This window comes from Streptomyces sp. NBC_01571 (assembly GCF_026339875.1).
Taxonomy (GTDB): Bacteria; Actinomycetota; Actinomycetes; order Streptomycetales; family Streptomycetaceae; genus Streptomyces.
The window spans coordinates 1-12,887 of sequence record NZ_JAPEPZ010000004.1; the positions used below are offsets into that span (position 1 = coordinate 1).

Consider the following 12,887-nt stretch of genomic DNA (forward strand, 5'->3'; position numbering starts at 1 on the left):
CCCCTGTTGCGGGTGCTCGGGGGACGTCCCCGGCGTGCGGGCGCGGTGTTCTCCATCCCGGGCACCTCCGTCAGACAAGATCCTTATTGAACGTGACTTTATCCCGCCATCTGGCGCAATCGGAATACCGCGGGGTTGCACGATCTTCTCGTGGGAGAGGCTCCGCACGGTGTTCCACCTCCCCGGTAGCTGCCTCGAACGCTGCTCTGGGCGTCGGGTATGTGCCCCCCTGTGAGCCTTCCGGTGCCACGGCACCGTGCGGTGCAGTGGGTGGGCCCACTCTCCTGCAGGAGGCATGGATGGTCGCGGTTGATCGCTCCTTCGGGCACGACGGCATTCCGATACCTCTGGTCGCGGCGGTTGGCACGGCGGTCGCAGGTCACGCCTACTCATAGAACGACGTGCTCGATCTCTTCGGTATTTCCGACCCGAAGGTGCGCTCCCTGTTCGGCAAGAGCGGGAGCCGGCGCCGGTTCCTACCCTTCCCTCTCGGGGGCCCGACGGCCGTTTGGCGGAAGAGAGCCAGGGAGATCTGCTGCGCAAGCATCGGCGCATCGTTGTTGACATGGGGGTGCGGGCCGTAGGCGTCTGCCTGGCCCGGGCGTGCCTTCGCCCTGTCGACATCGGCTACCTCGTCTGTGTGACGACGACAAGTTTCCTCACCCCGGGATTGTCTGCCCTGCTGGTCCGGGAGATGGATCTGGCTCCCGACGTCCAGCGTCTGGATGTGGTCGGCATGGGGTGCAACGCGGCGATGAACGGACTGGCCGCGGCCCGGGCATGGTGCGTTGCGAACTCCGGTCGGGTGGCGGTACTCGTCTGCGCGGAAGCGTGTTCGGCGGCGTACGTGTTCGACTCCACGATGCGAACAGCGGTGGTCAACAGCCTCTTCGGTGACGGCGCGGCAGCCGTCGCGTTGACGGCACCGGTAGTGGGAGCCGCGGGCAGGGGCCGGGGCGGGGGGCTGGCGCCTTATCTGCTGTCGGCGGCCAGCCAGGTGATCACCTCGGCGGTCGACGCGATGCGTTACGACTGGGATGACGCTCAGGGCAGGTTCTCCTTCTTCCTGGACTGTCAGATCCCTTACGTGATCGGGGCGCACGTGGAGGCGGTGGTGGATCGTCTGCCCTCCGGGGTCGGTGTGCGCCACAGTGCCGTGCGGCACTGGCTCGTTCATGCCGGCGGCCGGAAGATGATCGACGCGGTGCGGGTGAATCTCCGGCTGTCGCGGCACGACGTGCGGCACACCGTGGCGGTGCTGCGGGACTACGGCAACCTCTCCAGCGGCTCGGTGCTGTTTTCCTACGAACGGCTGGTCGAGGAAGGGTCCGCCCGGGCGGGCGACTACGGGGCGCTGATGGCAATGGGGCCAGGCTCGACGATCGAGACGGCCTTGATCCAGTGGCGATGGGGATGAGGGAGCGCATGGCTGAGGAGAGGGCGCCCGCCGAGCTGGTGGAACTCATGGTCGACGGGACACGACCGCTGACGGTGATGGAGGCCAAGGCGGTCAACGACGTGTGCGATCGATGCGAGGACGGGGACGCGACGGTCCTGGTGCTGCGCGTTCAGGGCGCTCCTTCAGCGGTGACGGCGGTGGATATGCGCGTGCTGACGCAGTGGGAGGGCGCGCTGCGGCGGCTGGAACGGATGCCGACGCTGTCCGTGGCGCTCGCCGGCGCATCGTGTGGAGGTCTGGCTCTGGACGCGCTGCTGGCTGCGGATTACCGCATCGCGGCTGCGGGGGTGCAGCTGGTGTCGTCGATGGCGGCGGGGGGCGTCTGGCCGGGCATGGCCCTGTACCGGCTGGGCAGCGTGTCCTGCGCGGCCGCGGTTTGGCGGGCGGTGTATTTCGGAGTGCCGATCGGGCTGGACGAGGCCCGGGCGTGTGGGCTGGTCGACGAGGTGGCCGCCGCGGTGCTCGAGGAGCCGTCGTCTGTGGTGAGTCGGCTGACCGCCCGACTGCAGGCGCCGTGGGAGCGGGCCTGGCGATGCGGCAGGCTTTGCTCCACGAGAGTGCCTCTACGGACTTCGAGGGCGCGCTCGGTGCTCCAATGGTCGATGATCCCCCGTAGAGCGGTGGTCGGGTCGCGGGGGAATGTGGCGCCCGGCGGCAGGCGCGCCTCCTGGAGGGGAGCAAGACCGATCTCCCCGGCTGTGACCGGGCGTCCGAGCGACTCACTGAGGACTTCGGCCACAAACGGGACTGTTTCATCCCGGGGCCTGACGCCTCGCCTGGTCCAGCCAGCAACACTCGTATGGGTGTAACTGGCTGGCTCACGTGCCCAGTTCGCCCGGAGGTTGGCGCGCCGGGCCAGCTCTCTGTTGCTCAGTCCGGCTTCCTTGATGAGTGCCGACAGGTCCTGGTTGTGCGTTGCACCGGCCATGTGCGTCCCCTCGCTGTCGACCAGACCGTTTGCTGGTGTACCGGCGTGCGGCCCGGGTGCCCATCAGGTTTGCGCAGCGGCGGGGGAAGGTCGAGAGGGTCTGCCCCCTCATGCGCCTCCGCCGGCGCACTCCCCGGCGGGTCGCTGGTCCCCGAACAACCGCTCGCTCCAGCCGGCGGATGCCGTCGGCGGACGACAGCCCACAGCGAAGTGAGGTCGGCATGAAAATTCTGGTCACAGGCGGCGCGGGATTCATCGGCTCGCACTACGTGCGTCACGTCCTTGACACCACAAACGACCGGGTGACGGTGCTGGACGCACTCACCTATGCCGGAAGCCGAGAGAACCTCGGCGAGATGCTCCTGTCGCTGCGGCTGGAGTTCGTGCAGGGCAACATCCTCGACCCGGATCTCGTGGCCGGGCTTGTCGAGGCGCACGACACCGTGGTGTACCTGGCCGCCGAATCGCACGTGGACCGCTCGTTCCTGGCGGGCGGCCACTTCCTGACCGTCAACGTCCTGGGCACCCAACGGCTTCTGGACGCTGCCCGCCGCTTCGGGGTCGAGCGGTTCGTCCATGTCTCCACCGACGAGGTCTACGGCCCGATAGCAAAGGGCGCGGCCGGCGAGGACGACCCGCTGTGCCCGACTGTTCCGTACGCCGCGTCGAAGGCGGCCAGTGACCTGGTGGCCCTGTCCGCGTTCCGGACCCACGGCGTGCCGGTGTGCGTCACCCGGTCTCCAACAACTACGGGCCCCGCCAGCACCCGGAGAAGATCATCCCCCGTTTCGTGACCAGCCTGATCAAGGGAACCACGGTCGGGCTACACGGTGATGGCCGCCGCGTCCGCAACTGGCTGCACGCCGCCGACAACGCCGCCGGGATCGACCTGGTCCTTCGCCGTGGCGTTCCGGGCGAGGTCTACAACCTCGGCGGCGGCACGGATCTGACCAACCGGCAGCTCACCGAGCACATCCTGCGCCTGTGCGGGGCGGACTGGAACAGCGTGGAGTTCATTGCCGACCGCACGTCGAACGACGTGCGCTACGCCATGCACTGGGAGAAAGCTGCCGCACTCGGCTACCTACCGCAGCACGACTTCGACGACGGGCTGGCAGCAACCATTCAGTGGTACCGGGACCATCCGGACCGGTGGGCATCCCTGCTGCGCAACCCCGACTCCCCGCGGCCCCACGTCGTCGTTGCCCACGCCGACAAGAACGCCGCGTCTCCATGCGCGCGCACCCAGTGACTGCACGGCCCTACGCCAGGCAGCACTCGCGTATGAGGAGGCTCCAGGACGCTCAGCGACACCGTCCCGCCACCGGCGGTCCGATACAGCGCCCGCCCCTACCTGCATGGCCCGGAGACAGACGCCGCGGCGCAGGCCATCCTCGACGGGCAATACGGTCACGGCCCGCGCGCCAACCTGTTCGAACGGGAGCTCGCCGCGTACCTGTCGGTGCCGGACGTGGTAGCCGTGTCCTCCGCCACGATGGGCATCCAGCTGGCGCTGCTCGTGTGCGGGATCGGGCCGGGCGACGACGTCATCGTGCCCTCTCAGACGTTTGCCGCGACGATTCAGCCCATCACCGCGCTGAGGGCCAGGCCTCGCTTCGTCGACCACGATCCCGGCACTCTGTGCATCGAGCCGGCCGCCGTGCTGGAGGCGCTCACGCCCGACACCCGCGCGGTGATCCCGGTGCTCTACGGCGGCCGGCCGGTCGACGTCAGCAGCATCCTGGACCGCCTCCAGGAGCGCGGCATCACCGTCATCGAGGACGCAGCCCAGGCCTTCGGATCCCGTCTGCGCGATGTGCTGGTCGGTGCCGACGAGGACATCGTGACGGTTTTCTCCTTCGGCCCGATCAAACAGGTCACGGCGCTCGTGGGGGCAACGCCACGCGGCCGCATCTGCGCTTCGAGATGTCCACAGGCCCCCATGGTCCTACGGCAAGGTCGCGAAACCCATCAGGTGAACCGCGCGAGCGCCGGGGAGGTCCCACGTCCGGGGGCGTCCGATGGCGCCCCCGTGGATCACCACGGACGATGGTGACGAACCGTCGGCACGGCAGCGGATCCCCCGCGGCCGCGCCGTGTACATATGTCCCGGCACGGCACACGTGCCCGGCGCGGTCGCGGTCTCAGGAGGTGATCGGGTGCGGAATTCCCTCACGCCCCACGCGGGCTCGCACCCGAAAGTGCTGAGGCCTTCGCTTAACACCCGGCGGGCCCAGCTCAGCGTGGCAGGAATCCTGCTGGTCCTCCTCGGGACGATGGGGCTGCTGGGCTGGTTCGGTCTCGGCAACTTCGCCCATGCCCTGACCTTCCCCGGTCGCCTCACCGGTGCCGTCCTCATCGCGGTCGCTTTCACCACGCTCCTGGCTGCCTGCGCGGTCCTGGACCACTGGGTCGGGCACACCTTCCAGTACTCCGGCGTCGTAGCACTGATGGGTGTGTTCTTGGCGCTGCTGACCGACGCCCTGCTCATGCTCAGGACGCTGAAGAACGGCGATCTGGTGGTCTTCCCAGCGCTTCTAGGCGCACTCGCGGCGGGGGCGGCATGGGCTCTTTTCGTCGTGTGGCGGACATCAGTCACGATCCCCGCCCCGAAGCGGGTGGCCGCTGCGCTGCTGGTCTCCTCGATCCTCGCCGTCGCAAATTTCGGCTATCAGAACCTTTATCTGCCCTACCGGCGTGAGGCCAGGCCTCTCATCACGTTGTCCGTGGGGAAGGCTGTGTTGAGCAAGGATCGCAAGGCGTTCGCCGTACCTGTTGATATCACGCTCCAGAACCATGCCGACGTGGGTTTCTATGTACTCGGCACGGAAGTCCACGCCATGGGGGAACGGGTGCCGCTGAGCCCCAAGGACCGCCTTCGCGAGCAGTGGCGAAACGATGCCGAGCAGTTTGCCCACTCCATGGGGGAGATGAACCCGCTCTCCCGCAGGGAGATTCACCAGCCTGGCGAGTTGGTGGAGGCAAAACCCTGGATGTCGCTCGGACACTGGATCGAGCCGGGCGACGCCTTCGCCACGCGCATGGTGATGGAACTCCCCTTGGACACGCGGTATGACCAGGTGGCCTTCTATGCCTCGGCGAGCCTTGCGCGCAAGGACCAGATCGTGCTGGAGTCACCGCTCCACTTCGTGGGGACCTCCTGGGGTGGTGGCTACGTCCCGAAATGGGTGAAGGACCAACAGAAGGTCGGCCTCGACTCTCTCCTCTTCACTGCCCGGCTGCACGAGAACAACGCGATCGACGAGAACACCACGGAGCCGCGCTTCGTCAACGTCTATTGGACGTTCGGCGCGCACGGGGCGATCCTGCAGTCGAGCATCACGCGCAAGGACGAAGATGACAGCAGCAAGTTGTCCGGGGAGGAGCAACGGGAGCTGGTGAGCCGGTACGGTCTCGTCGATCTCGTCGCCGGCCCCGTCGAGCGGACCCTGTGGGACATCAAGAACCAGCGCTGAGCCCCTCCAGCCAGGCCACCAGCGCGAGCGAGCTGTTCATCCGGTCCCAGGCGTACGCGTCCCCCATGCCGAGCTGCGCCTCCCGCACAGCCCGGCACAGCGTCTCGACGTCGAACATCTCCGTGATGAGCGGATGCCGGGCGGAGCGGCACAGGCCGATGAGTTCCTCGCCGTGTCTGCGCAGGCCGCGCGCGTAGAGGTCGTCGAAGGGGACCTTGACCGCCCTGGCGCGGATCGGGGCCGGGAGCAGGTCCGCCAAGGCCTCACGGAGAACGGCCTTCGGACGGCCCGGCCGGAACGTGGCTGCCGCGGGGAGGCGACTCATCGTGGCCACGACCTCGGGGTCGAGAAAGGGGTGCGAGAGGAAGAACCCGTCTTGTCCGGCCCGATGCCAGGACAGCGGATCGGGGGCGGCGAGGTAGTTGGCGGCGTCGTACAGCGACTGTTCCGGTCTGCGCCCGAAGACGAAGCGGCTCTCCGCGATGCGGGCCTCCCGGAACCCGTAAGCCCGTGCGAATCCGGGCCGCAGCCATCGGGGGCGGGCGAAGGTGCCGAGTCCGCCTAGCACCGTTCCGCCGCAGGACAGTGCGGTGATCCGTTCGGCCGTGAGCGGGAGAGTCGGCTGGACCACGTAGGCGTGGACGACGTCCCGCAGGCCCCGTTCGCTCCCTGCGGCCCAGGCGCGTGCCTGCCGGCTCATCTGCCGGAGCCGGCCCGTGCGGGCGAGCCTGTGCAGGTCGAAGGGGTTGGCGTCGGCGACCGGATCGGCCCCGCACCCGGTCAGGAGGGTGTCGCAGCCAAGTCCCGCGGCTGCGCCGTGGAGTCTGCTCCAGAACGGGGCGCGGAACGCGTGCGCATGAGGTTCGTCCGCGTCTCCCGCGTGGTGGCGGAAGTCGTCGAAGTCGACCACGTCGTCGGCGTCGACGATCACCGGGCGGACCGCTGGGGTGTGCCGGCGGATCTCCGCCAGTGCGAGGTCGACGTACGGCTGCTCCGCGGCCAGCTCCCCCTGGGAGAAGCGCCCGGCGAGCAGGACGAGCTCTCGCGGGCAGCCGGACCCCGTGGCCAGAGAACGCGCGGCGAGCAGCGCAACACCCGTGGAGTCGGTGCCGCCCGAGACATGGCATGCCGTCGTGGTGCCCATACGGCGTCCGACGGCGTTCTCCAGCGCCAGGCGCAGGTCCTGCGCGGCCTCGTCGAGGCGGGGTCCGTCGGCTGTCGACGCGGGTGCGTCGGTGGCGGGGCGGGCGCGGCGTGGCGTATGACCGCGCAGCTGCCCGGTGAGGGACAGCTCCACCACCTCACCGCCGAGGACGCGGTGCACGCCGGTGAACGGGGTCATTTCCGTGTGCGGTTGCGCCATGTTCCCGGTGAGGTACCGGCAGAAGTAGCGGGGGTCCAGCCCGTCGGCGCTGCCCAGGGCTCGGGCGGACGTGCTCACGGCGTTCACGCGGCCCCCAGACACCCTGAAGAACAGGGGGATGCGTGCCTGCTCGTCACGGGTCAGGAGAATGCGGTCGCGGCACACCAGTACGGCCGCGTAGTCGCCGGGCGGTGACGGCAGGGCCGCTCCCTGCCGGCCGTAGGCGTCGAGGAGGGCGTGCGCGCCCGTCACCCGGTCGCGGGCCGAGCCCACCCAGCCGACGACGGCCGCGGTGCCGGCCGGCGAGGAGACCGTCGTCACGAGTCCATGACGCGCCATGGCGTCGGTGGCCCGGAGCTTCGGGGCGCCGGCCGCCCACTCGAGGCGGAGGGCGTCCATGTCACCGTCCCCCGCCGTCGATCGAGAGCACGGGGTCGAAGGCGTGCCCTTGCGGATCGGCGTCCGGGATGCACTGACCGGCCGAGACCGTCCAGGCGTGGAGGGCGAACGGGTGCTCGCGCACACCGACGTGGAGTACGGCCTCCAGACCGGACCGGCGCAGCAGGACGAAGGCTGTCACCGCCTCGGACTTGCAGTCGCCGTCGACCAGCCAGCTGCCGCGGCTGTGCGCCTGCACCGCTCGCTTCAGCCGTCGGACCTCCTCCGCGGAGGGCACGTCCGCGCGGGCGTATTCCGGGGCGGCCAGGGACAGCAACCGCAGGACCCGCCCGAATCCCACGGTGCGGATCAGCAGGTGCACTCCGCGCAGCCAGGGTCCGACACCGGCGTCGGCGTGCTGCTTGGGGCGGTCCCGGACACAGCCCGCACGCAGGAGCACGGTGAAGAGCTCGGCGCGTTCCTCAGGGGTTCCTTCAGCGAACTTACGGAGATCCGCCGTCGCCATCCCGAGGAAACGCGTCCGTTTCCAGTCCGCGATCAGCGCCCCGTCGGACATCTCGGTGACACGGCAGTGCGGTGACAGGCTCCTTGCCATGGCTGCCAGGGCATTGGTGTCCTCTGTCACCGCACTTCCTCCAACGTTCAACTGTGAACGGGGTCAGGACAGGTAACCGTGACCGTCGTAGAGTCCGCCGCTGAAGCCCCGGATCAGACGGCCGTTGCCGAGAAGGACCAGCCGGTGCGACTGACGACGCCGCAGAAATCGGAGAAACATCGCCCACCTCCAGATCGGGCAGGGCCACATCAACTCCAGGCTACTCTGCCCGGAATGCCCCGCAACCGCACTGCCGACGCCGATCAGGTCGGGCTTCCACGATCGTCGCACCGCTCAGGACTACACACCGTCAACCTGCCGTGCATGCAGGGGCTTTGTACTCGATCACGGTCATCCGCCCAGGTCGCGGTCGGCCGGTCGGCGGCGCACGCTGGATGCCCCGCGAGCCGGTGGCCAGCCCGTGAGGCCGAGCCAAGGATGTCCGCCATGGGTCACTCCGAACCCCGGCCGAGCGGCACCGAAACGGAGAACCATCCGTGGAGGATCCGCCTCGTCGAGCACCCGAAGCGCTTTGAATCGTCACACTTTGTGGGCTGCCAAAGAGACAGCCCGCGAGATCCTGGACGCCATGGACGATTCCGACTGCCGTACGGGCCTGGCCCGTGGACGGCACGGGGGCCAGGAATTCCGAGCGCTGGGAGATGCACCACGGCGGTGGCCTGTGGGTCAAGGGATCCCGCGGCTGGCTCATGTACCGCGCCCGGGTAGGCATCGAGTGGAGCATGCAGTTCTGCGCCGACCTCGCGAAGGTGGAGCGGCTCCGGCAGGACGCCGCCGAACTAGTCGACGCCTTCCCGCTCACGCTGCCCGCGCTGGAGGACGTCGGCCACGAGCGTGCCGAGGACCTGCTGCGCACGCCGATCAAGGACGCCGGCGACGTCGAGGCGTGGACCGTCGTGTGCCCCTGAGCCACGCCAACCACCAGGGCATCCTTCCGAGCGTGCCCGGTGAACACCGCTATCACAAATGAACTCCGACAACTGACCGCGGAGCCGTTCCAGCGGATCGCTGCTGTGGTGACGGTGGTTGCCCCAGGAGCCTGGTGCGATTCCTCGGCGACGGCCTGGAGGCACCGACCGGCCTGGCATTCGTGGCGAACTCGAGCTCCGACCGTTTTGACTCGATGAGACTCTCGGCTAGCCGGAGCTCCGGCCTTGTTCGCTTCGGTGACGCGGCGAGATCAGGGCGGCGGGCGAGTGCTATCTGCGGGGGCTGATGCTGGACGGCTGGCGCAAGTCGATCCAGCCGATGGCCGAGCGGGAACAAGCAGGCCCTGCAGCGGTTCGTGAACCAGTCGCCGTGGGACCGGCTGCAGTACGGCAACGGATCGCTCAGCGGTTGTGCGACGCGATCTGCTGGCCGGACTTCTCCGGCAGGTGGACCCACCGCATTCCAGGGCTTGATCAAGTTCCCTGGGGTTCCGGGTTGTTGGTGATGCCCAGGAGTGGGAGTGCTCGCTCTGGTTGGTCGCGGATCGCCCGTGTGGTCTTGGCGATGTTGCCGGCACCGAGGGTTTTCAGCAGGCCGATGGCGAGGTTGCGGAAGGTCGCCATGGCGCGGGGTGCGGTTCCCGTGTGGACGGTGGAGGCGTCCTCGGCGAAGGTGACGTCTCTGACATGGTGCAGGGCCTCCACGGACCAGTGGCCTCGGACTGCGCCGGCCAGTTCGGCCGGGGCTGTCTGATGGGCGTCGAGGCTGGTGACGGCGTAGACCGTCTCCCGTGTCTGCCGGTGGCCGGTCTGTGTGCGACGGCGGTGAACGCGGATGGCCAGTCGGGCGTGGGGGAAGGCGATGCCGCCGAGTTCGTCCGCGATGCCGCAGGTCTTGATCGAGCGGGATTCACGGCGGCCGTGTCCCTTCGTGGTGGCGGTGTGCTGGACGGCGATGTCCTGCCAGGGCAGTGCGGCGAGTTGGCGGTGGGCGGTCGGCTGATTGGTCTTGATCACTGCCAGGTAGTGGGCCTTCTTGATCTCGACCAGCCAGGCGACGTTCGCCTGGACCGAGTGCAGAGCGTCGAAGGTGACGAGGGTGCCGGTCAGGTCGAGGGGCTCGAGCAGGGGCCGGAAGTGGGTGGTCTCGTTCGTCTTCGCGCCGACCTCGGCCTGAGCGAGGGTCACGGCTCGGTGGTGGGTGACCGCGGAGAGCAGGTGTCTGCGCCTAGCGGCGAGGCGGGCCGAGCCCTTGAGCGCCTTGCCGTCGACGGCGATCACGCGCCGCTGCCCGGGACCGGGCGGGCCGGGCGGCCTGGTGGCTGTGTGGTGCCGGTCGGCGAGGTAGGCGCCCACCGCTTGGTCCAGGGCATCCCCGTCGACGGCCTCCAGCACCCGGCCGATCGTGGTCCGTGACGGTGTGCGCCGCCAGCCGAGCGGATGACGGCGGATGCCGATGACCACCAGCAGTGAGTTCGGGGCGCGCTCACCCCACTCGGCGAGTTCGTCGATGCTCCTCGCCCCGGAGACCGCCGCGCAGGCACACACCAGCAGGATCGCCGTCAGCGAGTACCAGCGGCCCCGCCTTGAGCGCGGATCGGGCACCGACTCGAGGAAGGGTCGCAGGTCAGCGACCTGGTCAGCGTCAAGGAGACCCAACTTCGCCAGCACGGCGGGGATGGGAGAAGATACAGCGGCAGGCACGGGCAACCTCGTGATCATCAGGCTTAGACACCCAAATGATCACTCAGTCCGTGCCTGCTCTGCTGTCCGCCCCAACCACCCGCACAACCAGGGAACTTGCACGAGCCCTGACCGCATTCCGGTCTGGAACGTGGAAGCAATCGCATCGATTACCTCACGGTGATCCCCGCCACCGACTACGTCGCCTCGGCGTGCGGTCCGGGAGTAAAGGCTCGATCTGCGCCCAGGAAGATCGCTCATGACTGTGAATACGGCTGAGTCACGTCAACGGCTAGGATTGCGGCGGCGGAGCTGCATCAATGGACGACTGGGCGGTGTTGGTGATCCCTCTGATGCCGAAGTAAGCCGTGGTCATCGTGCTGACCGCGGTGAAGGCGCTGGAGAGAATGGCCACGGTCTGCGCATTGTCCGTGCTGCTCACACCCCAGATCGCAGCGAGTGTGATCGCCAGGTCGCCGAGCAGGATGACCGACAGGCCGGTCCAGGCGCGGGTTGCCTGGAGGCTTCGTTCGGCTGCGCTGTTCCTGCTCTGACCCGCGTCATCTGTCGGCTGCGTCACGCTCTTCTCCTCTACGCCATCGACGTCGTCCGGTCACGGAAGCACGCTGCCGACTCCCGGGGACCGCCTCTCAGGTATAGAACAATCCGCTGATCTCGTTTTTGATCATAAATGAGATCAGCTTCCGGAGAACTGGCCATTCGGGTGAACTCTATCGCTGCCCGGTGACCATCGCGACCGACGAACGGTACGCGTGCACCCTCGCAGTCAGCAGCCGACCGGCCCACTGCACGTCACCGAGAGAGCGGCGAGAAGCCAACGGGCAATTTCCGTGTGTCTCCTGATCGAGGGGCGGCGTCGGCCGTGAAACACGAACTCCCGTGCCGCCGCAAGGCGTTCGAAGTCTCAGCCTGCCGGCGCAGGAGTCCTGGCGAACCACGTGTGCGTCACGGCACCAGCAACCCGGTTGCGGAGAATCCAAGGTGAGTAGCCTGAGTAACACAAACACGACGTAAATCTAGAGTCGGCGACGTTTCTCCGATTCTGCGGCGCCGTATGCCGCACGGGCTCGTTTTTCCCAGCAATGGCCGTCTGATCCGGGGCTTCCGCGCCATCCGGATGCCTCTCCACGGGCCGCACATCGAGTCCCTCTGGATCTCGGACAGGAGGTTCGCTGTCGTCGGCGGCGCGACGAACGAGGGGCCGCTCACGCCGAGTCGACCCCGTACGACTCGACCCGTAAGCCGCTCAGCCAGCAGGTTCAAAACGCTCCCTACGTTGTTCTGCGGGAGGTGGTGATCCCCTCGTATGGTTCACCCACCCAGGGGTGCCGGGTGTGGTTCAAAACGCTCTGCCGCTGATGGCTTTCAGTGATTGACTGCCCGGTGCCCCACGACGACTCGGCTGCCAATTAGGAATTGCGAACGATCGCTGAGTAGGGAATCGACAGCGAGGTCGTCCGTCGGGAGGCACCAGAAGCACACCGTACGGAGGCACACATGGGCGCGATATGGGCCGGCATCGACGCAGGTAAAACCCATCACCGTTGCGTCGCGATCGACGAGAGCGGCCGCAGGCTGCTGTCCCGACGCGTCGCCAACGACGAACCCGAACTCCTCGCCGATGTCCTGGCTCTGGGAGACGAGGTGACCTGGGGCATCGACCTGGCCGACGGCGGAGCCGCCCTGGCCATCACGATCCTGTTCAACCACGACCAGCCGGTGCACTACATCTCCGGCCGGGCCATCCACCTCGCCTCTGAGAGCTACCGCGGCGAGGGCAAGACCGACGCCAAGGACGCCGCCGTCATCGCCGACCAGGCCCGCATCCGCCGCGACCTGCACCCCTTACGCACCAGCGACGAGACCATCACCGACCTCAAAATCCTCACCGGCCGTCGCACGGACCTGGTCGCCGACCGCACCCGCACCGTCAACCGGCTCCGCGCCTAGGCCGGTTCGTTTGGATCACTTCCGCTGGCCGAGGTTGTCGTTGATGATGTCCATGTGACTAAC

At 68.1% G+C, this 12,887-nt stretch carries 10 protein-coding genes and 4 pseudogenes; 9 read left to right on the forward strand and 5 right to left on the reverse strand.

The window, feature by feature from the left end:
* The first annotated feature begins 508 nt into the window (after positions 1 to 508).
* Complete coding sequence (dpgA, locus tag OHB41_RS49310) at positions 509 to 1,417, forward strand: 3,5-dihydroxyphenylacetyl-CoA synthase DpgA (RefSeq protein WP_323138637.1); 909 nt, start codon at positions 509 to 511, stop codon at positions 1,415 to 1,417.
* 47 nt (positions 1,418 to 1,464) lie between these two features.
* Entirely contained in the window at positions 1,465 to 2,268 is an 804-nt protein-coding gene (gene dpgB / locus OHB41_RS49315; protein WP_526025124.1) for an enoyl-CoA-hydratase DpgB, read from the forward strand.
* Here the strand turns inward: dpgB and OHB41_RS52895 are convergent.
* A pseudogene (locus OHB41_RS52895) lies at positions 2,196 to 2,387 on the reverse strand (hypothetical protein); the annotation flags it as partial. The gene dpgB and the pseudogene OHB41_RS52895 overlap by 73 nt on opposite strands.
* A gap of 221 nt (positions 2,388 to 2,608) precedes the next feature.
* On the opposite strand from OHB41_RS52895, the pseudogene OHB41_RS49320 reads away from it, so the two are divergent.
* From OHB41_RS49320 to OHB41_RS49330, 3 genes and pseudogenes are all read left to right on the forward strand, one after another.
* Positions 2,609 to 3,639, forward strand: a pseudogene (locus tag OHB41_RS49320) (dTDP-glucose 4,6-dehydratase).
* A gap of 102 nt (positions 3,640 to 3,741) precedes the next feature.
* Positions 3,742 to 4,443: a DegT/DnrJ/EryC1/StrS family aminotransferase gene (locus OHB41_RS49325; protein ID WP_266709196.1), complete on the forward strand. Its 702-nt coding sequence runs from the start codon at positions 3,742 to 3,744 to the stop codon at positions 4,441 to 4,443.
* Between the two features lie 187 nt (positions 4,444 to 4,630).
* Positions 4,631 to 5,863, forward strand: coding sequence for a hypothetical protein (locus OHB41_RS49330; RefSeq protein WP_266708878.1), 1,233 nt, complete (start codon positions 4,631 to 4,633; stop codon positions 5,861 to 5,863).
* Here OHB41_RS49330 and OHB41_RS49335 read toward each other — a convergent pair.
* The gene (locus OHB41_RS49335; RefSeq protein ID WP_266708880.1) at positions 5,847 to 7,625 is read right to left on the reverse strand and encodes an asparagine synthase-related protein; all 1,779 of its coding nucleotides are present in this window, start codon (positions 7,623 to 7,625) and stop codon (positions 5,847 to 5,849) included. The two genes, OHB41_RS49330 and OHB41_RS49335, sit on opposite strands and share 17 nt — an antisense overlap.
* Before the next feature lies 1 nt (position 7,626).
* Complete coding sequence (locus tag OHB41_RS49340; RefSeq protein ID WP_266708882.1) at positions 7,627 to 8,250, reverse strand: lasso peptide biosynthesis B2 protein; 624 nt, start codon at positions 8,248 to 8,250, stop codon at positions 7,627 to 7,629.
* 417 nt (positions 8,251 to 8,667) lie between these two features.
* Here OHB41_RS49340 and OHB41_RS49345 point away from each other — a divergent pair, with 417 nt between their 5' ends.
* From OHB41_RS49345 to OHB41_RS49355, 3 genes and pseudogenes are all read left to right on the forward strand, one after another.
* On the forward strand, positions 8,668 to 8,949 hold the full coding sequence (locus tag OHB41_RS49345; RefSeq protein WP_266708884.1) for a DUF6424 family protein: 282 nt from the start codon (positions 8,668 to 8,670) through the stop codon (positions 8,947 to 8,949).
* On the forward strand, positions 8,844 to 9,149 hold the full coding sequence (locus OHB41_RS49350) for a DUF6424 family protein (protein WP_266708886.1): 306 nt from the start codon (positions 8,844 to 8,846) through the stop codon (positions 9,147 to 9,149). The genes OHB41_RS49345 and OHB41_RS49350 overlap by 106 nt, the downstream gene beginning before the upstream one ends.
* Before the next feature lie 246 nt (positions 9,150 to 9,395).
* A pseudogene (locus OHB41_RS49355) lies at positions 9,396 to 9,582 on the forward strand (transposase); the annotation flags it as partial.
* A gap of 62 nt (positions 9,583 to 9,644) precedes the next feature.
* On the opposite strand, the gene OHB41_RS49360 reads toward OHB41_RS49355, so the two are convergent.
* Both OHB41_RS49360 and OHB41_RS49365 read right to left on the reverse strand, forming a co-directional pair.
* Positions 9,645 to 10,841 carry an ISAs1 family transposase gene (locus OHB41_RS49360; RefSeq protein WP_240361089.1) on the reverse strand — a complete coding sequence of 399 codons (1,197 nt, stop codon included), beginning with the start codon at positions 10,839 to 10,841 and terminating at the stop codon, positions 9,645 to 9,647.
* A gap of 304 nt (positions 10,842 to 11,145) precedes the next feature.
* Positions 11,146 to 11,433, reverse strand: coding sequence for a hypothetical protein (locus tag OHB41_RS49365; RefSeq protein WP_266708888.1), 288 nt, complete (start codon positions 11,431 to 11,433; stop codon positions 11,146 to 11,148).
* 938 nt (positions 11,434 to 12,371) lie between these two features.
* Here OHB41_RS49365 and OHB41_RS49370 point away from each other — a divergent pair.
* Positions 12,372 to 12,818: pseudogene (locus OHB41_RS49370) on the forward strand (IS110 family transposase); the annotation flags it as partial.
* Positions 12,819 to 12,887: the final 69 nt, after the last annotated feature.

Coding starts and splice junctions, on each gene's coding strand:
- OHB41_RS49345 (WP_266708884.1), top strand. CDS start 8,668: ATGGGTCACTCCGAACCCCGGCCGAGCGGCACCGAAACGGAGAACCAT.
- dpgB (WP_526025124.1), top strand. CDS start 1,465: ATGGTCGACGGGACACGACCGCTGACGGTGATGGAGGCCAAGGCGGTC.
- OHB41_RS49335 (WP_266708880.1), bottom strand. CDS start 7,625: ATGGACGCCCTCCGCCTCGAGTGGGCGGCCGGCGCCCCGAAGCTCCGG.